Genomic DNA, 19887 nt, shown 5'->3' on the forward strand with positions numbered 1-19887 from the left:
GTGACCCTCGCGTCCGCCACCCGCATGAAGCACGTCGCGAACCAGCTGCGGTTCGTCCGGCAGGTCGCACCCGACGCCGGCCACGTGGTCGTCTGGCTCGACGAGACCCCCGCCCCCGACGTGCCCGCCCTGGTCGGGGTCACGACCGTGCACGTGCCGCCGGGTCCCGACGGCCTGCGCCTCGCCGCGGGGCGCAACCGCGGAGCCGACGCGGCCGTCGGCCTCGGTGCCACGCTGATCGTCTTCCTCGACGCCGACTGCGTCCCGGGCCCCGACCTCTTCCGCCACTACGAGCAGGCGGCGGTGGACCACCCGGGGGTGCTGCTGAGCGGTCCCGTCACGTACCTGCCCGAAGGGTTCGTGCTCGGGGCGGGCGAGGGACTCGAGGCGGCGACCGCTCCGCACGCGGCGCGACCCGCGCCTCCTGCCGGCTCGACGGTCGTCGCCGACGCCGCGGACTACCCGCTGTTCTGGTCGCTCTCGTTCGCGGTGACGCCGGACACCTGGGCGCGGCTCGGCGGCTTCGACGAACGGTACGAGGGTTACGGCGGCGAGGACACCGACTTCGCGTTCACGGCTCGCTCGCTCGACGTGCCGCTCGTCTGGGTCGGCGGCGCCCACGCGTACCACCAGTACCACCCGACCTCGTCGCCGCCGTGGCGGCACCTGGCCGACGTCGTGCGCAACGGCGGCCTGTTCGCCGAACGGTGGGGCGAGTGGCCCATGGGTGGCTGGCTCGACGCGTTCGAGCGGGCCGGGGCGGTGCGTCGCACGACCGACGGCGGCTGGGCGCTCGTCGAGGGCGCATCCGTCCCGAGCTGACCTGCCCGAGGAGGCGCGGCGCGGCCGGGTCAGTCGAGCGTGCCCTGGTCGGACGACTTCTTGTGGGCGATGGCGTCGCGTTCGGCGGCGAGCGACGCGACGGTGGCCGGGTCGAGGGCGTCGTAGTCGACGAAGGGGTCGGGCTGGCCCGTCTTGTCGGCGACGACCGACGAGTACGCCGAGACGGCGAGACGCAGCTTGGCGGTGGCCCGCCCTGCGCGCTTGCTCGACAGCGGTTTCTCCTGCATGACCTTGAGGTGGTGGTCGAGCGCCTCGACGAGGTCGCGGTGGGCAGTCTTGAGCTTTTTCGCCATGTGACGATCATGCCCACCCCGGGCCGATCTGCCAACACGGTCACGGCGGCGGGGGACCGGCCGGGGGACCCGTCGGGGGGCGAGCCGCGAGCCGGGAGGAGGCGCGGCCCGGTGCTTTCACAGCGGGCGGCCACACTGCCGTAACCTCCCGGGCGGACCATCAGGCATGATCTCGCTGACCGGAGTGATCCACCCCACCGACGAAGTGGCCGTGCTGCACGTCGTCGAGCAGAAGCTCCGGCGGCACTTCCCGGCGTTGAGCGCCGCCTCCGAGGTGCTCGTGCTGCAGGCCTGGGGGCTGCCGGTCCGCGTCACCGAACAGCTGGCACGGCTGCGGCTCGACGTCGTCGTGGGCGACCAGGACGAGGCGGCCACCTTCCGCGACACGGTCGGTGCCGAGCTGCGCGGCTGGTCCGGCTCCGGCTCGTTGCGGGTCGACTGGACCGAGGACGTCCTTCCGGCCGTCGCGCCGGCCACGCTCGGCGAGACCGCCTGACCGGCGCCGACCGGGGGTCGCCGCCGAGGCGACCTCCGAGGTTTCCCGGCCCGCGCCTCCTATGCTTCGTCTCGACGGGGGTCGCCCGAGCCCCCGCTCGCCGAGGGGGCGCGCATGACCGACGGACGCACGGAGCGAGCACTCGACGACGCCGACGGCTCGACGAGCCGAGGAGGCGCGGTGCACGAAGGCGGGATCGCCCGCCACGGTCGCCTCCGCCGCGGGCACCCCGCGGCGTTCGTCGCGAAGGTCACGGCGGCCGCGCTGGCCGTCGTGCTCGTCAGCACGACGTCGGTCGTGGCGATCGCCACGTGGCAGGTGCTGCAGGACGCGCCGCCCACGGTGCAGCTTTCCGGACCCGACGGGTCGACGGCCTCGCCGGTACCGCAACTGACGGCGCAGACCGGCGAGGTGAACCTGCTGCTGATCGGCACGGACACGCGGGAGGGGCTCGGTGCCGGGTTCGACGACGCCGCCAACCAGCAGGCCAGCTCGGGGGCGGGCAAGAACGACTCGACTGTGCTCGTCCACATCTCCGAGGACCACACGAACATGGCGGTCGTCAGCTTTCCGCGCGACCTGATCGTGCCGATGCCCGCGTGCCCGAACGACGACGGCACGGTCAGCCCGGCGACCTCGGGCGCGATGCTCAACACCGCGCTGGGTCGTGGCGGACCGAAGAACGGGCTCTCGTGCGTGGCGCAGACGATCGGTCAGCTGACCGGGCTGCAGATCGACTACGCCGGGTCGATCACCTTCGAGGGGGTCGTGTCGATGGCCGACGCCATCGGCGGCGTCGAGGTGTGCCTGGCGACGCCGATCCGCGACACCGAGGTCCAGCCCGCCCTCGACCTGCCCGCCGGCACGCGGACGTTGTCGGGAGCCCAGGCCGGGGCGTTCCTCCGGTCGCGCTACGGGGTCGGCGACTCGAGCGACCTCGGGCGCATCAGCAACCAGCAGACGTTCCTCTCGGCGCTCGCCCGGCAGACGGTGTCGGCGGGGACGCTGACCGACCCGACCAAGGTGCTGGCGATCGCGCGGGTGGCGTTCGCCAACATGACGCTGAGCGACACCCTCGCCGACGCGTCGACGCTCGCGAAGCTCGCCCTGGCCGTGAACACGGTCGGGCTGTCGAACATGGTGTTCGTGCAGTACCCGGCGGTGGACGACCCCGCGGACCGCAATCGGGTGCTGGTCGACGAGGCGTCGGCGTCGGTCCTGGACGAGGCGCTGCAGCGCGACCTGCCGCTGACCCTGTCGACGGACAGCCTCGGGCGGTCGGCGGTGCTCGACCCGGACGCACCGGCGCCGAGCCTGCCGACCGACCCGTCCGCCGGTGCGACGGGCGAGTCGTCCGCGCCCGCGCCGGACGTCACTCCGACCGACGGATCGACGACCGGTGCGGCGCCGACGCCCGCGCCGACGGCGACGTCGGCCGAGCTCCCGGGCAGCGTGACGGGCCAGTCCGCCGACCAGGTCACCTGCGCCAAGCGCGACTGACGTTCGGGTCGGACCGTCGACCTCTCACGGGTTCCGCCCGGGGTCGACCGCGCCCTAGGATGACAGCCGACATGTGATCTCGACATGTCACCTTCCGGGTGGCCTGTCGCGATCCGAGAGAGGCGCACACGATGAAGACGACCACAGGCATCCGAGGGGTCGGCGCGACGGTGGCCCTGGCGATGGTGGCCGCGGCCTTCGCGGCGACACCTGCCGCGGCGACGCCGGCCGCCACCGCCTCGGCCTCCACCTCGCCCGCCGCACCGGCCTCGGCCGCCACTTCGCCCGCCGCACCGGCCTCGGCCGCGACCGTCGACCTCGAGATCGAGCGCCGTGCCGACGGCAGTGGCCCGTTCACACCTGCCGAGGGGCCCGGTGCCGACGCCAGTGCCTCCAACGGCATCGTCCGCACCTTCGACGCCATCACCTACCGCGTCACCGTCAGTGCCAACGGCGGCTCGGTGACGAACGAGCGGTTCACCGTCACCGCACCCGCCGGCACCACCTGGGCCGGTCTGCCGAACACCTGCCAGGCCGACGGCTCCGCGATCGTCGGCCCCGAGCTCACCTGCAACGTCGGCATGGTCGGCGAAGGGCAGGTCCTCGCCACCCCGGTCGTCCTGACCGTCGACTCGCAGGCCGGGGGTGGCACGGTCGCGATCACGGGCACCGTGACCGGTGACGACGTCGCCGACCCGGCCGGCCCCGTCACCTCGGTGCCGACGACCGTGTCCGCCGCGCCTCGCTTCGATCTCAGCAAATCCGTCGCGAACTCCAACTTCCACCCCGGCGTCGTCGGTCCCGACGGCACCGAGGGCACGGTCATCCAGTACCCCGTGGCGGTCGCCTGGGAGCCCGTCGTCCCCGGGCAGGGGCTCCTCGGCTACGAACGTTCGGCGGGCACCTTCACCTTCCAGGACGACGTCTCCCGCATGTTCGGCGATCTCCCGTCCCCGGCGGTCCTCTTCGGCCACGACGGAGGGGCGGCCTGCGGGCTGAACGACGGACGCACGTTCCCGGTGCTCCCCGGCGGCAGCGGCGGCAGGTCCACGGCGGTCCTGCACTCCGGCCGGTTCGAGTGCACGCAGTCCGCCCCGGGGCAGCCCGTCGACGTCACGATCACGGGCACCGACACCGACATCACGCCGTCGCGGGGCATCCCTTCGCAGAGCGCCACCGGCCAGCCGATCCAAGGGGGCGTCAAGCCCTACGTGATCAGCGGGTACGTCAGCATCTGGGTTCCCGGACTCGACGCCGGCCAGTCCCTCATCGCGACCAACACCTACACCCCGCTCCAGACCACCGGCATCAGCGGTGCATCCAACTTCCCGGGTTCGGCCGAGCCGCTGACGAACAACTCCGTCGACCGCAACCTGTCGTACTTCGTCCCGGGAGGGGGCTTCAAGCACCTCGGCCAGACCCGGGCCGACGGTTCCACCGCCGTCGGCTCGGCCAAGTCCGGTGACCCCTACGTCACACCCGGGACGCGCATCCGGTCCCAGGTGAACCTCGCGAACAAGGGTGTCTCGGACTACGTCGGGGCGATCGCCTGCGACGTCTACGACAACCGATTCCAGAAACTGACGACCCTGTTCGGCAACCACGCCGCCACCAACGGGTGGAACGACGGCGTCCGCGTCGAGTACGCGGCGTTCTCCTTCACCGACCCCTCCGTCGGTCGTGACGCCACGTGCGACGACTCCGACGGGCCTTGGTACGACAGCCCCGAAGACGTCCCCGGCGGTGTCGACGCGATCGGCAAGATCCGCGCCGTCGGGACGGTCGCCGGCGGGAGGGCGGGCAACCTCTTCAGCTACTTCGAGGTGCAGGCCGCGCCGAACGACACCCGCATCTACGACTTCGGCTCGATCTTCGACGGCACGAGCGCCTGGGTCCACGACACGGCGCCTGCGGTCAACGGCGCGGGGCCCCTGGCCGACAGCGTCATCGTCACCCAGGTCAGGGCCAGGATCGTGAAGAAGATCGTCGACCCCGGGACCAGCGCCGCGACCACCCCCGACAAGACCGCGTTCGTCGTCGCCGGGACGAGCGTCGACTACGCCCTCTACCCGACCCTCACGAACGCCACCGAGGGGGGCCGCCCCCAGGTCCTCACGGTGACCGACGTCCTGCCCCCGCACACCACGTACCAGCGTGGCTCGAGCTCCCTCGAACCGACGAGCGTCGAGACCACGACGATCGACGGTGAGGTCCACGAGAAGATCGTCTGGACCCTCGAGGACGTCGTCCCCAACCGCCCGATCGCTGCCCTCACCTATCGGCTCGACGTGTCCGGCACCGCCCCGGCGGGGTCGGTGAGCAACACCGCCCGCGTCTTCTCCGAGGACGACCTGTCACCCGAAGAACGGCGTACGGCGCTCCGCGGTGTCCGAGTCGAGTCCTCGAGCGGCATCGGGGTCCAGAAGACCGCCAAGGAGCCCGTCGTCGTCGTCGGCGACGCGCTCGTCTGGGCCCTCGAGTACCGGAACACCGACGCCGTCCCCATCGCGGCCGTCGACCTGATCGACGTCCTGCCCTCCGTCGGCCCGGGCGGTGAGCAGGTCGACCTCGCGGCACCGGTCTCGGTCGGCCCCGCCGCCGGTGAACGGGTCAGCTACACCACCGCCGCCCCGGGCAGCATCTCCCTGGACGGCAACGACGCGAGCAACGCTACAGGTGGCGCCACCGCCTGGTTCGACGGGTCCCGCATCGGAACGGGCGGCGACGAGGTGGCGCTCGAGGACGTCACCGCCGTCCGCATCCAGCGGACCACGGCCGTCGACGTCGGCGAGGTCGTCACGCACGACCTGACCGCGACGACGACGGAGGCACGTGACGGGGACGTCGTCACGAACCGGTTCGGCCTGCGCGCGACGAACCTCGCCCTCCCCGCCTTCTCGAACAGGGCCGCCATCACCGTCGTCGCCGGCGCCGTCGGTGACCACGTGTGGGACGACACGGACGCCGACGGGCTCCAAGGGCCTGCCGAGAGCGGCATCCCGTCGGTGCCGGTGACCCTCACCGGCACCGACGACCGGGGCCATCAGGTCGAACGACACACCACGACCGACATCGCGGGCACGTACGCCTTCGACAGGCTCCGCCCGGGGGCGTACACCGTCGCCTTCTCGTCGCTGCCCGACAGGGCCTGGACCGCACGCCACCAGGGCGACGACGACACCGTCGACTCCGACGCAGGCGTCGACGGAACCGCGACGGTGGCGCTGTCGACCGTCCTCGAGGGTGACGAGCTCGTCGGGGTCGACAGAGACCTCAGCATCGATGCGGGCCTCCTGTCGGCCGTCGTTCCCGAAGAGCCGGTCGATCCCGGAACACCCGTCGATCCGGACATGCCCCTCGATCCGGAGGCGCCAGTCGGCGCCGTCGGTGCGGAGGGCACGACCTCGATTCCGTCGACTGGTCCCCGAGCCCTGGGCGGTGACCGTCTGCTCGCCTTCACGGGCGCCGAACCGGCACTGCTCGGCCTCGGGGGGCTCGGCCTCCTCGTCCTCGGGGCACTCGTCGCCCTCGCCGCGCTCCGCCGACGGGACTCCTGACCGTGGCACGCCGCCACGCCACGCCGCCGATGACCGGGCCCTCGATGTCCGCCCCGCCCGACGCCCGACGCTCGGCGTCGGCTCGGTTCGCCACCCGGTCAGTGCGCGAGGGTGTCCTTCGGGAGTTCGCCGAAGCGGGCCAGGTAGGCGGCTGAGAACCGGCCCAGGTTCCCGAACCCCCAGCGGCCGGCGACGTCCGAGACGAGGGTCGTCCCCGGATCACCCGCGAGGAGGTCCTGACGCACCCGGTCGAGACGGACGTGCCTGAGGTACTTCGACGGGCTGGAGCCCAGGTGTTCGTTCATCAGCTGCTGCAGGGTCCGGGTGTGCATGCCGGCGGCCGTGGCGATGTCCGCCGACGAGATCGCCTGATCGGCGTAGGCGTGGACGTACTCGGCCGCGAGTCGTAGGCGTTTCGTGCGTTCGGTGCGCAGGGTGTCGGGGACGTCGACCGCCCGCCAGGGGAACAGGTCCAGCAGCGTCCTGACGATCGCCGTCTGGGCGGAGTGCCGGGCGAGGGGCGGGGTCCGCGGGTCCACGATCGTCGGGGTGGCCGTGGTGAGCGTCCGGTGCCAGGCGGTGAGGGCGACGCGGTTCGGGACGGCGGCGTAGTCGAAGACGATCCGTTGAGCCGGCCCGGCGTGACGTTCGGTGGCGACTTCTTCCAGGAAGGCGCCGTCGATGTGGACGATGGCGTGCCGGTGGGGTGTCATGGCGAACGAGAAGGACGTCTCGGTCGGGGTCAGGAAAGGCCGGGCGTCGACGCTGGTGAGCTGGCCGGTGGGGTGGTCGATGGTCACGGAGCCGTGCTGGAACCAGGACACGACGTAGTCACGGGACCACGGGATCGTGCCCTGCAGGTGGCCGGTGAAGGTACCGGTCTGCAGGGCGAGTCGGGCATCCCCGGCGGAGGCGAAACGGAACGCGAACGGTTCCGGGCCGAGGCGTGCGCGGAAGTCTCGGCCGGCGAGGACCGTCTGCAGACAGTCACGCGCCTCCTCGGCGTCGTCGCTCGACCACGTGTCCCGACGGAACTCGTCGGGTGCGCGCTCGTCCGAGGACGGTCCGGTCGCGGGCATGTAGGCGCTGGGCATGGAGATCTCCTGGTCCTCCTCTCGTTCACGGACGCACGCTGGTGAGACGTGGCCTCAGCAATGGGGACGAGGGACGAGCAGGGTTCGTCACGGATCGCTGACGGGAGGTCTGACGGACACGATGCCGCATCGGTGCGCATCTGTCCCTACCCCAGAAGACGTGTCCTCACCCCGACGGACGTGTCGCGCCGCCGGTCAGGAGATCGCCTGCGGGTCGACGGGCCTGCGGGCCTGCGGGCTTGAGGGGTCGGAGCCGGGTGTCGTGGCTCAGAGGTCCTGGCCGAAGCAGACCGACTCGGCCGACCCGACGTACGGTCCGAAGAGGGGGATGTTCTCGTAGCCCTCCCGTTCGTAGAAGCGGATCGCGTCCGGTTGGAGGATGCCCGTCTCGAGCACGATCCGCCGGGTGCCGAGGTCGCGAGCGGCGTCCTCGAGGGCACGCAGGACGGCAGCTGCCACCCCTGACCCCCGCGCGTCGGGCGAGACGTACATCCGTTTGACCTCGACCGTGGCGGGCCCGACCACCGTGTCCGCGAGGGGGCGCAGGCCCCCGCAGGCGATCGGGCGGCCGTCGTCCGCCCGGGCGACGAGGAACACCGGGACGTCGGCGGCCGACGGCGGCGTGCCGGGCTCGTGGTCGTCGCTGCCGTACCTGGCGTCCAACTCGACGCGCTGGGCGCGGCGGAGGAGGTCGGCGTCGGGGTGGTCGAAGGGGGTCGGGGTGATCGTCCAGCTCATGGGGTCCTTTCGTGACGACCGTTACGGTAACAGACGTTACGATGTCGGGATGAGCAGGACGCGAGATGTGGCCGACACCCGGAGGCGGCTCTCGGACGCCGTGTTCACGACCCTCGCCGAGCGGGGACCGACGGGGCTCACCCTCCGCGCGGTCGCCGAACGGGCGGGATGCACGACCGGCCTCGTCCTGCACACCTTCCGGGACAAGCAGGCTCTGCTGCTCCACGCGCGGGACGTGCTCCACGAGCGCACCCGGGAGCGCTCGGACGCGCTCGAAGGCGATGCCGACGGTCCGGGCGCGGCCGTGCGTGCCGTCGTCCTGGGGACCCTGCCGACCGATGACGAACGGCTCGCCGAGGCGCGCGTGTGGGTCGGCTTCCTGGCGGCAGCGCTCGACGATCCCGTCCTCGCCGAGCGGCACGCGCGCAACAGTCGCGCGTTCGCCGATCGTCTGACCCGGTTGCTCGAGGCCGGTGATCCCGGACGTCACGACGATGCGGTCACTCGCGCGGCGGCCCTCGTCGCGGCCGTGGAAGGGGTCTCGAGCCTGGCGGCGGGCGACCCCGGCCGGTGGACCACGGCGCGTCAGGTGCAGGCGCTCGAGTTCGTCCTCGCCGCCGCCGCGCCGTCGGGCCCGCCGCGATGACCGGTCAGCGTCGCCGGTAGCGGCTGCCGTCGCAGGTGTGGACGGCCGAGTCGTCCGAGAGCATGCGCAGGTTGTACGTGGCGCAGTCGACGAACGTCCCGATGCTGATGATCGAGGGCGAGCGGTGCAGTTCGCCCTTGGAGGGGCCGTCGGAGCCGATGCCCGCCCGGTGGACCATCCACTCGATGTCGCGGGCGTCCTGGTCGAGGTAGCGCATGACGGCCTCGTTGTCCTCGTGCTGCCCGATGTACCCGCGGGCGATCGTGCTGCGGACGATCCGCAGCGCCGGCGCGAGCGGCTTGCCCGGTGCCGCGCTCAGGCCGCCTGCCTGGTACAGGAGTCGCCGCGTGCCGCTGCGGCGCATGGCGGGGACGAGCGATCGGACGAAGGTCGTGTTCACCCGCCGCTCGCGCTGGGCGGCCGCGTCCCCGAGCATCATCACGACGGCGTCGACGCCGTCGAGCAGGGCGTCGAGGTCGAGGTCGTCGTCGAGGGAGCCTTGCACGACCTCGAGGTCGTCGTGCTCGATCGCGAGCTTGCCGGGCGTCCGTGCCAGGACGCGGAGCCGGTGGCCGGCCTCGAGGGCCAGTCGTGTGAAGTGCTGCCCGGTCTGCCCCGTGGCGCCGAGGACCAGGAGGGATTGTCGATTCGTCATGGCCTCAATCTAGGCGGTGTCTAGAAAGTAGTCAATGACTAGTCGCGGACTAGGATGAGGGCATGACCCCACGGCCTTTCCACCACGGGAACCTCCGGGCCGTGCTGCTCGACGAAGCGGTGGGCGTCCTGCGCGAGTCCGGCGTCGACGGGCTGTCGCTCCGCGACCTCGCGCGCCGGGCCGGCGTCAGCCACGGTGCCCCGAGGAGTCACTTCGTCGATCGGCAGGCGCTGCTCGACGCACTCGCCGAAGCCGGTTTCGAGCGGCTCACCACCGCGGTCCGGCGTGCGCTCGACGGCGAGGGGAGTCGCACGGAACGCCTCCATCGCGTAGCCCGCGCCTACGTCGACTTCGCCGTCGACGACGCCGCCCTCATGGAGCTCATGTTCCAGGCCAAGGCGACCACGAAGCCCGAGGCCGTCCATGAGGCGGCAGGCACGCTCTTCGCCACGCTCGACGGCGCCCTGGGGTCGACGGCACCCGAGTCGGCGGCCGACGAGTCGCGGGATCACTTCAAGATGCTCTTCGCGGCGACGATGCAGGGGATCGCGGCGCTCGTCGCCTCCGGTCGCATCGAACGACCCCTCGGGGACCGCCTCGTGGGCACGGCCATGGACACGATGCTCGACTCCGACCTGGGGCGCCGCGTGGTCACGGCCCGCTGATCGGCGGCGGAGTCCTCCTCCTCGGGCGGTGCCCGGCGGGAGGCACCGTCTACGCTCGGCGGCATGCTGTCGTTGACCCGCGTGGGGGAGTCGTTCTGGTTCCTGCCCGCCGTGTTCGGGCTCGTCGCCGTCGTCCTCGCCGAGGTGCTGGTGACGATCGACCGGTCCCTGCCGACGACGGTGACCGAGGGGCTGCCGCTGCTGGGTGCTCTCAGCGCCTCCGGGGGACGGTCGTTGCTGTCGGGCATCGGGACGTCCATGCTGACCGTGGCCGGGACGTCGTTCTCGATCACGATCTCGGTGCTCGCCACGACGTCGTCGACCTACGGCCCGCGACTCGTCCGCAACTTCATGGCCGACCGTGCCAACCAGTTCGTGCTGGCGACCTTCACCTCGACCTTCCTCTACTGCATCGTCGTGATGCGCACCGTCCACACCGAGGTCGACGACACCAGCGCCTTCGTCCCGGTGATCGCGGTCCACGTCGCGGTCCTGCTCAGCGTGTTCGACGTCGGGGTGCTGGTCTTCTTCATCCACCACATCGCCGGCTCGGTGCAGATCACCTCGTTGCAGGCGCGCGTGCTCGACGACCTCCGGGCCGTGACCGACGTCGTCTACCCCACGAGCCCGGCCGACGACGTCAGTCAGGAGGCGCGGGTGGGGTCCTCGGCGGACGGTCCGCTCCCGGCCGACGCGGCCGTCGTCCGGGCTGACGCCGACGGCTACGTGCAGACCGTCGCGTGGGAGGCGCTCCGCCGCGTCGCCGTGCGCGAAGGACTCGTCGTCGAGGTCGTCGTGATGCCCGGCCGGTACGTGATCGTGGGGGACCCGCTCGTGGTGACCAGCGCCTCCCCGGGGTCCGACACGGTCCGTGAGCTGCGACGGGCGGCCACCCTGGGACCCGCCCGGACCCCTCACCAGGACGTCGGGTTCGCCCTGCAACAACTCGTCGAGATCGCCGTGCGCGGTCTCGCCTCGGGGAGCAACGACCCGTACACCGCGGTGAGTGCGCTCGACATGTCGGCCGGGGTGCTCGTCCCCCTCTGGCGTCGGGGCGAGCCCGTCACGGCCCTGCTGGACGACCGGGGTGAGCCGGTCGTCCTCGTCACGTGGCCGACGGTCGACGCGCTCGTCGACTCGCTCTTCCACACCGTCCGCACCTACGCCCTCGACCAACCGGCCGTGCTGGCTGCGGCGCTGCGTCTGGTCGAGCGGCTCGACGAGGTGGCGTCGTCGGCTCGCGCCGGTCGACTGGTCGATCACGAGACCGCCCTGCGGGACGCCCTCGCCGGCTGAGGCGTCCGCTGCCGCCGACCGCACGCGTCGGCAGGCAGCCGGGTGGATCGAGGGGCGGTGCCCGGCATCGCGAGGTGCACGTCGCGCTGGGAACGTGCCGCGCGAGACATCGCTCCCGGCCCCGGGCTCGACCCCGGTCTCGACCTCGATCTTTGCCTCGACGTCGCCCCCGGCTCCGAGTTCGTGGGTGCCGTGCGTTCGTGTCGGCAACTCCGGGCTGGTGCCGCAGCGCCGGATGCCGGGCCCGGAAATCCGGGGCCCGTGCCGGTCGGTGCACCGGGAGGCAGGAATTGCCCGCATCGGGAGGCCGCGCGCATGGCGGGGTGGCGGGGTGGCGTGCCGGGGGTGCGCGTCGAATCGAATCGGATCGGATCGGATCGGATCGGATCTGGTCGGGACGGCGCATCGCCACGGTGCCCGTCGGCAACTCCGGACCGGTGCCGCATCGCGAATCCCCGGGCCCGGAAGCTCAGGGACGCCGCGGAACGACTCCGCACGAAGCAGGAGTTGCCGACCATGCGGCGGGGCGGCCTTCCCGGAGAGGGGCGCAGTGTCGGTGGGGTGTCGTAGCGTCCTCGGTGGGAGGCGTGATGACAGACCACCGGCAGCCGACCGCGCGAACCGGCGCGCGCCTCCTCGGCGACCCTCGGGCAGGGCGCGAGGGCGCACGGTGACCGCCGTCATCGGTCCCGTCGGCGGCGACGAACGCCCCGACCACCTGCTGCCGCAGCAGGCCGCCGAGGCCGTCCACGCCGGCTTTCCCTCGCCGGCGCAGGGTTACTACAACGGGCCGGTCGACCTCAACCGGCACCTGATGCGCGACCCGACCGCGACGTTCCTGGTCCGGGTGAGCGGCGACAGCATGACCGGCGCCGGCATCTTCGACGGTGACGAGCTCGTCGTCGACCGAGGGCTCGACGCGCACGACGGGCACGTGGTCGTCGCCGTCGTCAACGCCGAGCTGACGGTCAAACGCCTCTCGTACCGGCAGGGGCAGATGGTGCTCAGCCCCGAGAACCCGGCCTACCCCGAGATCGTGCTGTCCGAACTCGACGAGGCGACGATCTGGGGCGTCGTGACGAGGTGCCTGCACCGTGTCTGAGTCCGCCACGACATCCAGGCGCACCACGTCCGAGCGCAGCGTCGCCATCGTCGACGCCAACAACTTCTACGTCTCGTGCGAGCGCGTGTTCAACCCGGCGCTCGAGGGCAGGCCGGTGGTCGTGTTGTCGAACAACGACGGCTGCGTCATCGCGCGCTCGCAAGAGGCGAAGGCGCTCAACGTCGACATGGCCGCGCCGTGGCACAGCATCGCGCCGATCGCGGCGATGCAGGGCGTGGTCGCCGTGTCGAGCAACTACGAGCTCTACGGCGACATGTCGGCGCGGTCGGCCGAGATCCTCAGCCGGTACACCAGCGACCAAGAGGTGTACTCGATCGACGAATCGTTCATCGAGCTGACCGGTTCGCTCGACGACACGATCGCCCAGGCCCGCGAGATCCGCCGGGCCCTGCGCAAGCTCATCGGCCTGCCCGTCAGCATCGGCATCGCGCCGACCAAGACCCTGGCCAAGTTGGCCAACCGCGGCTCCAAGCAGAACGCCGCCCTCGCCGGTGTCTGCCATCTGGGCAGCTACGCCCCCGAGCAGCAGACCGCGATCCTCGCGAGCGTCGACGTGGGTGACGTCTGGGGCATCGGCCGCCGCACGGCGAAGAAGCTCGCGCCGCTCGGCATCCACACCGCGGCCGACCTCCGCGACGCCGACGTCGCCCGCATCCGGACGCGCTTCGGCGTCGTGCAGGCCCGGGTCGTGCACGAGCTCCGCGGCGTCGACTGCCTGCCGATCGAGCAGGTGCAGCCCGACCGCGAGCAGATCTACCACTCGAGGTCGTTCGCGGTGCCCATCACGACCGTCACCGAACTCGAAGAGGTGCTGTCGGTCTACACGCAGCGAGCGGCGGCCCGGTTGCGGAAGCAGGGCTCGTTGACGCGCATGATGCGGTGCTTCACGGCGACCTCGCCGTTCTCCGACAGCGCCGCCCACACGAACCACTCGGTGTCGGTGGCGTTCCCCGAGCCGACCGACGACGCCGCCCTGCTGTATCGCTCGGCCATCGCCGCCCTCGGGCCGCAGCTTGAACCCGGCAAGCGCTACGTCCGAGCCGGCGTCACCCTGATGGAACTCACCCCGCGCGACGAACACGCGAGCCTCGACGTCTTCGACGAGGCCGACACGGCACCGCCCGCCTACGGTGCCGTCATCGACCGCATCGCCGGCAAGTTCGGCGAAGACACGCTGGGTCTCGGCATCGCGGGTCTCCGCCACCGTCGCGGCTGGTCGATGAAGCGCGACATGGTGTCGCCCCGCGCGACCACCCACTGGGACGAGCTGGCGACCGTCACGGCGCGGTAGCCCGGTCGGTCGTGGCCCCGGTCGTCACCTCGGTCGTCAGTCGGCGGACACCCGGCGTCGCCACGGCCGCGAGGGTCGCCGTGACGATGATCGCGGCACAGACGAGCAGCGTCGGTCGCGTACCGAAATGGTGTGCCGCCGGCCCGGCGAACACCTCGCCGAGCGGCACGGCCACGAACGAGCCGACCATGTCGTACGAGTAGACCCGGGCCAGGGAGGCGCGGGGAACGTTGCTCTGCAACGACTGGTCCCACGAGATGGCGAAGATCTCGAGGGCGACCCCGCCCAGCAGGAACGCCACCACCAGCGCGGGCACCACCGGTGCCAGCCCGAGCGTCGCCACCGGCACCGCCGTCACGGCCATCAGCCCCACGCCCACGGCGAGGCCGTGCCGGGGCCGCCAGCGCATCGCGACGACGGCACCCACGCCGAGACCGACGGTCTGGGCCGCCACGACCAGCCCCCAGGCCGCCCGCCCGAACGACCCGTCGGCCACGACGGGCCCGAGCACCGTCGTCGCCCCGACGAACGCGGCGTTCAGCACGGCGAACTGCGCCACCACGGTCCACACCCACGAGCGCCGGGTGAACTCCTGCCACCCCTCGCGCAGGTCGGCGATCACCGACGAGCCCGAGCCCGGCCCCTCATCGTCGTCGGGCGACGGGGTGCCCGGCCGGACGGGCAGCCGCAGCCGCGAGTACAGGACCCCCGCGAGCGCGAACCCCGCGGCGTCGATCACCAGGCCCCACCCCGGCCCGACGACCGCGACGATGCCTGCCCCGGCCGATGCCCCGACGACGCTGCCGCCGTTGAGGCCGAGGCGCAGCAGGGCGTTGGCGGGTCGCAGCAGGGCTGCCGGCACCGTCTCGGGCACGAGGGCCGCCGCCGCGGGCAGGCTCACCGCGGCGACCGCACCGTTCAGCACGCTCAGCACGACGAGCAGCGGGATCGTCGCCGACCCCGTGATGACGAGCGTCGCGACCACGGCCTGCGTCCCGGCCGCGGCCAGCGACGTCCCGACGAGCACGACGTCGCGTCGCAGCCGGTCGGCGATCACGCCTCCGAAGAGCAGCACCGCGACGTTGGCGATCGATCGGGCGGCCACCACCAGTCCGAGGTCCGCCGCCGACCCGGTGAGGTCGAGCACGGCGAACGCGAGCGCGATCGGGGCGACGGCGTTGCCGAGCACGCCCGTCGTCCGAGCCGCGAGCAGCCAGCGGAACGTCCCGTATGCGAGGGGGCCGCGGCGGTCGCTCGTGGCCTGCGGGACCGAGGAGGCGCCTCCTGCGTCCCCGGTCACGGTCGCTTCAGGGGGAACAGCGCGGCCGTCATCGACACCGGGCTCGTGCCCGGCGTGCGGGGGCGCTGAGCGGCGGCGTGCAGGAGGGCGGAGGCGTGGCCCACGTGGCGGACCACCCGCTGCCAGGTCTCGGCATCCACCCAGAGCTCGGCGTCCGTCGAGACCTGGGGACCCGCCACCCGCCGGGGTGAGCGACGGCGCAGTTCGTCGACGAGGGCCTCGACGTAGCGGGCGCGCTCGGCGTCGGCGTCACCGTCGTCGCCGTCGACGGGCGCGGGGACGACCGGGAACGGCTGGGCCGACGACAGGTGCCGGTACCGCTTGGCCTCGCCGCCGCGGATCGTGACGACCTCGACGACCTCCACGAGGCCCACCCGCTCGAGCACCCGCAGGTGATAGCTCGCGGTGGCCTGCGACAGCCCGAGTTCGCGACCGGCCTCGGCGGCGCTCATCGCGACGCCCGTCACGAGGGACAGGAGGCGCAGCCGGATCGGGTGGGCCGTGGCGCGGAGTTCGTCGAGTGCGGACACGAGGTCATCGTGCAGGCCTCGGCACCCGACCGTCAAACGGGTCTTTGGGGGTCGGCTACTTCGAGGTGGCGAGACCCACGAGCGCGGCCGAGATCAGGCCGGCGCCGACGACCGAGATGGCGATGATGAGGACGTGGAAGAACAGGACCATGGGGGCGTCGGTCTCTCTGTGAGCAGGTGCGGCGGGTCGGGGCGGAACAGGCGTCCATCGTACCGAGCGCCCCTGGGCGCGGCACGTCCGGCGGGGTGCCCGGGCCGCGGCCTACGCTCGGACGATGACGACCCGCCACCTCGACCCCAGCACCGACACCGCCCACGAGGTCTTCTCGCGCGATCACGCCCCCGTGCTGACGATCGACCCCGGTGACACCGTCGTCGTGCGCTCGCTCGACGCCTCGGGCCACCTCGAGCCGCAGACCGTGCCCGGCGAGGTCACGCCGTACCTCTTCCCGACCCGGCGCGGCCACGCCCTGACCGGTCCGATCGCCGTCCGCGGGGCCCGTCCGGGTGACATGCTGCAGCTCGACCTGCTCTCGCTCACCCCCGACGACTGGGGCTTCACGGTCGCCGCGGCCGCCGACACCCCGATCACCCGTCACCTCGGCCTGGTCGACGCCGAGGCCGCCTGGCTGCTCTGGACCATCGACCGCGACGCCGGCACGGCCACCGAGAGCCGGGGCCTGCGTCGCCCGATCGCCCCCTTCCTCGGCGTGATGGGACTCGCCCCCGCCGAGGCCGGAGAACACTCGACCATCCCGCCCCGCGCCTCCGTGGGCGGCAACATCGACTGCCGTGACCTCGTCGCGGGTACGACCCTCTGGTTGCCGGTGGCGGTCGACGACGCCCTGCTCTACCTCGGCGACGGGCACGCGGCCCAGGGCGACGGCGAGGTCGGCGGCACCGCGATCGAGACCGGCATGACGACGGAGGCGCGGGTCGGCCTGGCGACGGACCGCCCGCTCACGACGATCCACGCCGAGACCCCCGAGGCCCGCATCACCTTCGGCTTCGACGCCGACCTCAACGTCGCCAGCGGGGACGCGCTCGCCGCGATGGTGACCTGGATGCAGCAGCTCTACGCGGTCGACGCCGCCACGGCCCTCGCCTTCGCGAGCACGGTCGTCGACCTGCGCGTCACCCAGGTCGCCAACCGCACCTGGGGCGTGCACGCGGTGCTGCCCCGGGACGTGCTCGTCCCCGCCTGAATGGCACTGCGCCTCCTGACCGTCGACCGCGGGTCGGTGTCCGGTGGTCGCCGTTCGGCTCGCAGCGCCCCGCGCGACGGTTCGCCGACACCCCGAATTCGGCGTGCCGAATACCTCTGATCAGCACTTTTCCGGTCGAGGAGGCGCGCTCGGCATGCCAGGATCGTCAGGTTCCGAGACACCGGCGTCTCCACCCGACCGTCTCGAAAGGCGCTGCCCCCATGTCGTTCTGGGCCCTCTTCCTCATCGCGCTCGGCGTCTCCGCGGACGCCTTCGCCGTCGCCCTCGGCAAGGGCCTGCACATGACGCGCTTCAACGCGCGCCACGCGGTCGTCATCGCCCTCACCTTCGGTGCCTTCCAGGCGCTGATGCCGCTGCTGGGCTGGCTGCTCGGCTCGACCTTCGCGCAGTACATCGCGCCGTTCGACCACTGGGTCGCCTTCGGCCTGCTCGCCCTGATCGGCGGCAAGATGCTCTACGAGGCGTTCTCGTCGGGCGAGGACGACGAGAAGGACACCGACCGGCTGAACCTCCGCGAACTCGCCGTGCTCGCGATCGCCACGAGCATCGACGCCCTCGCGGTCGGCGTGACCCTGGCGTTCCTGCCGGTGTCGATCGGCTGGGCGATCCTGCTGATCGGCGTGACGACCGCTGTGCTGACCTTCGTCGGCGTGCTCGTCGGGCGCCGGGTGGGTGCGAGGTTCGGCAAGCCGGCCGAGATCGCGGGTGGCGTGATCCTGATCCTGATCGGCGTGAACATCGTGCTCGAGCACACGGGCGTCCTCGGCTGATCCCCGCGCTGCGCTCGGCGTGCCCCGCTGCGTCAGCCGCGCGGCATGCGCAGCTTCATCAGCGCGGGCGCGTGCAGCGGCTGGGTCTCCCAGAGGGCCGTGAAGGTCGCGTCGGCCTCGTCGAGCGTGAGGTGCAGGCGGTGCGGCGTCTCGACGAAGACGAGGTCGACGTGCAGCAGGTCGGCCGACCGGGTGGCGCTCGCGGCGACCGGAGCCCCGACGGAACCGGAGCCGGGGTCGGCGCCGGCACCGTCGCCGGAGCCGTCGGTGACGACCCAGTCCTCGGCCTCGACGCGGGCCACGAGGCGGGAGTCGCCCTCGACGAGGGTGAGCGTGGTCGCGGCGTCGGCCGAGGCGCGCAGTTCGACCAGGGTGAGGCCTGGCTGGTCGTTGCCGTCGGCCGCGGTGAACGAGACGAGCCGCTCGGTGGCGGGGGAGTGCTGGTCGCCGACCCGCGCCTCCTCGTCCGCCGGTCGGACGGGTGCGGCGTCGTGTTCGGTCGGACCGGCCACACCGGGCAGTGTCAGGTCGGCGAGGCGGGTCGCCAGGGCGGTGTCGGCCGAGGCGTCGCCGATCTGTGCCGCGTTCGTGCCGAAGGCGGGCAGCAGGTGCGCCCACGCCGCGTCGAGCACGGCCTGCATGTCGAGCGACTGGCCGGTCAAGGCGAGCACGACGTCGTGCTCGGGCAGCACCACGGCGAACTGGCCGTAGGCGCCGTCGCCGCGGTAGCCGTGGCGGGCCATCCAGAACTGGAAGCCGTAGCCCTGGGCCCAGTCGGGGTTCGACTCGCCCGCGTTCGAGACGTGCGAGCGCGTGGCCTCGGCGACCCACTCGCGCGGCAGCAGCTGCGTGCCGTCCCACTCGCCCTGCTGCAGGTACAGCTGGCCGAGGGCGGCGATCGCGTGGGTCGTGGCGTGCAGTCCGCTGAAGCCGAGTTCGCGGCCGGACTCGTCACGCTGCCACCCGACCTCGCCGATGCCGAGCGGGCCGAGCAGACGGGGGCGCAGGTAGTCGCTCAGCGACTGGCCCGTGACGCGCTGCACGATCGCGCCGGCGGTGAAGGTGCAGGGCTGGTTGTAGGCGAACACGGTGCCGGGCTCGTCGTCGGGCGGGGTGAGCAGGAAGCCGCGGACGACGTCGACCGGGTCGATGGCGAGCGCTCGGTCGAGGGTCTCGGCGCGGTGTCCGCTGGCCATCGCGAGCACGTGGCGGACGCGCATCGACCGGCTGCGCGGGTCGGTCACCTCGGCGTCGAGCTCGGGGAAGTGGCCGAGCACGGTGTCGTCGAGCCCCATCAGCCCCTCGGCGACGGCGAACCCGACCGCCGACGAGGTGAAGCTCTTGCTCAGCGAGTAGAGCAGGTGCGCGCGGTCCGCCGAGTACGGAGCCCACCAGCCCTCGGCGACGACCTGCCCGTGGCGCAGCAGCATGATGCTGTGCGGCTCGACGCCGGCGGTGGTCTCGAGGGCGTCGACGAACGCGGAGATGCCCGCCGCGTCGACGTTCTGGGCGGAGGGCGTGCTGCGCGGCAGCGTCGTCGGAGTCACCCCCCGACCCTATGCCCGCCCCCGGTTCGCTCGGCCTCGCCCAGCCCCCGTGTGCAAATCGCGACACCTGCCAGCGCGAGCCTCGTCAGGGACGGTGGTGAGCGGCGTGTCGCACGGGTTCTGTCGGGTTCGGTACGCCTTTCGGGCTCTGGCAGGTCGGGTTCGGCCCGCCGGGCGCCCCGGGTGGGTCGGGTCCGGCTCGCGACACTGCCTCGACGCCGGAAGGCCCGTGGCGGCAAGCCGGGCCCTGACCCGAGGGGGCTCAAGAGGCGCGGGTCGGGTCGGCGACGGAGCCTCGGCTCGAAGCGGTGGCGGAG

The 19887-nt window shown here is 72.5% G+C and carries 18 protein-coding genes; 11 read left to right on the top strand and 7 right to left on the bottom strand.

From position 1 onward, the window contains the following. Complete coding sequence (locus tag ASG28_RS00850) at nt 1–822, top strand: glycosyltransferase family 2 protein (protein WP_235477449.1); 822 nt, start codon at nt 1–3, stop codon at nt 820–822. A gap of 29 nt (nt 823–851) precedes the next feature. Here the strand turns inward: ASG28_RS00850 and ASG28_RS00855 are convergent, their stop codons facing one another. Next, nucleotides 852–1136: a hypothetical protein gene (locus tag ASG28_RS00855; protein WP_055970989.1), complete on the bottom strand. Its 285-nt coding sequence runs from the start codon at nt 1134–1136 to the stop codon at nt 852–854. 166 nt (nt 1137–1302) lie between these two features. Here ASG28_RS00855 and ASG28_RS00860 point away from each other — a divergent pair, with 166 nt between their 5' ends. The 3 genes from ASG28_RS00860 to ASG28_RS00870 all read left to right on the top strand — a co-directional run bounded on the left by ASG28_RS00860 (nt 1303) and on the right by ASG28_RS00870 (nt 6689). After that, entirely contained in the window at nt 1303–1632 is a 330-nt protein-coding gene (locus ASG28_RS00860; protein WP_055970994.1) for a hypothetical protein, read from the top strand. Nucleotides 1633–1746: 114 nt separating this feature from the next. Beyond that, on the top strand, nt 1747–3132 hold the full coding sequence (locus tag ASG28_RS00865) for an LCP family protein (protein WP_082454177.1): 1386 nt from the start codon (nt 1747–1749) through the stop codon (nt 3130–3132). Between the two features lie 131 nt (nt 3133–3263). Next, nucleotides 3264–6689, top strand: a complete 3426-nt coding sequence (locus ASG28_RS00870) for an SdrD B-like domain-containing protein (protein WP_055970996.1) — start codon at nt 3264–3266, stop codon at nt 6687–6689. 98 nt (nt 6690–6787) lie between these two features. Here ASG28_RS00870 and ASG28_RS00875 read toward each other — a convergent pair whose 3' ends face one another. Beyond that, nucleotides 6788–7783 (bottom strand): AraC family transcriptional regulator, encoded by a 996-nt coding sequence (locus ASG28_RS00875; RefSeq protein WP_055970998.1) that lies wholly within the window; start codon nt 7781–7783, stop codon nt 6788–6790. A gap of 267 nt (nt 7784–8050) precedes the next feature. Then, nucleotides 8051–8521, bottom strand: coding sequence for a GNAT family N-acetyltransferase (locus ASG28_RS00880; RefSeq protein ID WP_055971000.1), 471 nt, complete (start codon nt 8519–8521; stop codon nt 8051–8053). Between ASG28_RS00880 and ASG28_RS00885 the strand changes: the two genes are divergently transcribed. Continuing rightward, nucleotides 8505–9167 (top strand): TetR/AcrR family transcriptional regulator, encoded by a 663-nt coding sequence (locus tag ASG28_RS00885; RefSeq protein ID WP_200925241.1) that lies wholly within the window; start codon nt 8505–8507, stop codon nt 9165–9167. The genes ASG28_RS00880 and ASG28_RS00885 overlap by 17 nt on opposite strands. Before the next feature lie 4 nt (nt 9168–9171). Here the strand turns inward: ASG28_RS00885 and ASG28_RS00890 are convergent, their stop codons facing one another. Further along, on the bottom strand, nt 9172–9822 hold the full coding sequence (locus tag ASG28_RS00890; protein WP_055971004.1) for an NAD(P)-dependent oxidoreductase: 651 nt from the start codon (nt 9820–9822) through the stop codon (nt 9172–9174). Between the two features lie 62 nt (nt 9823–9884). Between ASG28_RS00890 and ASG28_RS00895 the strand changes: the two genes are divergently transcribed. From ASG28_RS00895 to ASG28_RS00910, 4 genes are all read left to right on the top strand, one after another. Beyond that, a complete protein-coding gene (locus ASG28_RS00895) occupies nt 9885–10487 on the top strand; it encodes a TetR/AcrR family transcriptional regulator (RefSeq protein ID WP_055971006.1) in 603 nt (200 codons plus the stop codon). A gap of 63 nt (nt 10488–10550) precedes the next feature. Then, complete coding sequence (locus ASG28_RS00900) at nt 10551–11783, top strand: DUF2254 domain-containing protein (RefSeq protein ID WP_055971008.1); 1233 nt, start codon at nt 10551–10553, stop codon at nt 11781–11783. A gap of 670 nt (nt 11784–12453) precedes the next feature. Then, the gene (locus ASG28_RS16820) at nt 12454–12885 is read left to right on the top strand and encodes a LexA family protein (protein WP_148076764.1); all 432 of its coding nucleotides are present in this window, start codon (nt 12454–12456) and stop codon (nt 12883–12885) included. Then, entirely contained in the window at nt 12878–14197 is a 1320-nt protein-coding gene (locus ASG28_RS00910; RefSeq protein ID WP_055971010.1) for a Y-family DNA polymerase, read from the top strand. Before ASG28_RS16820 ends, ASG28_RS00910 begins: the two co-directional genes overlap by 8 nt. Here ASG28_RS00910 and ASG28_RS00915 read toward each other — a convergent pair. Next, the gene (locus tag ASG28_RS00915) at nt 14184–15497 is read right to left on the bottom strand and encodes an MFS transporter (protein WP_055971012.1); all 1314 of its coding nucleotides are present in this window, start codon (nt 15495–15497) and stop codon (nt 14184–14186) included. The two genes, ASG28_RS00910 and ASG28_RS00915, sit on opposite strands and share 14 nt — an antisense overlap. Then, nucleotides 15494–16027 (bottom strand): winged helix-turn-helix domain-containing protein, encoded by a 534-nt coding sequence (locus ASG28_RS00920; RefSeq protein WP_055976628.1) that lies wholly within the window; start codon nt 16025–16027, stop codon nt 15494–15496. Before ASG28_RS00920 ends, ASG28_RS00915 begins: the two co-directional genes overlap by 4 nt. A gap of 275 nt (nt 16028–16302) precedes the next feature. Here ASG28_RS00920 and ASG28_RS00925 point away from each other — a divergent pair, with 275 nt between their 5' ends. Beyond that, the gene (locus ASG28_RS00925) at nt 16303–17232 is read left to right on the top strand and encodes an acetamidase/formamidase family protein (protein ID WP_055971014.1); all 930 of its coding nucleotides are present in this window, start codon (nt 16303–16305) and stop codon (nt 17230–17232) included. Nucleotides 17233–17453: 221 nt separating this feature from the next. Next, nucleotides 17454–18023, top strand: a complete 570-nt coding sequence (locus tag ASG28_RS00930) for a manganese efflux pump MntP (protein WP_043595128.1) — start codon at nt 17454–17456, stop codon at nt 18021–18023. 32 nt (nt 18024–18055) lie between these two features. Here the strand turns inward: ASG28_RS00930 and ASG28_RS00935 are convergent, their stop codons facing one another. After that, entirely contained in the window at nt 18056–19570 is a 1515-nt protein-coding gene (locus ASG28_RS00935) for a serine hydrolase domain-containing protein (RefSeq protein ID WP_055971016.1), read from the bottom strand. Nucleotides 19571–19887: the final 317 nt, after the last annotated feature.

It is taken from the genome of Frigoribacterium sp. Leaf415 (genome assembly GCF_001424645.1).
Taxonomy (GTDB): domain Bacteria; phylum Actinomycetota; class Actinomycetes; order Actinomycetales; family Microbacteriaceae; genus Frigoribacterium.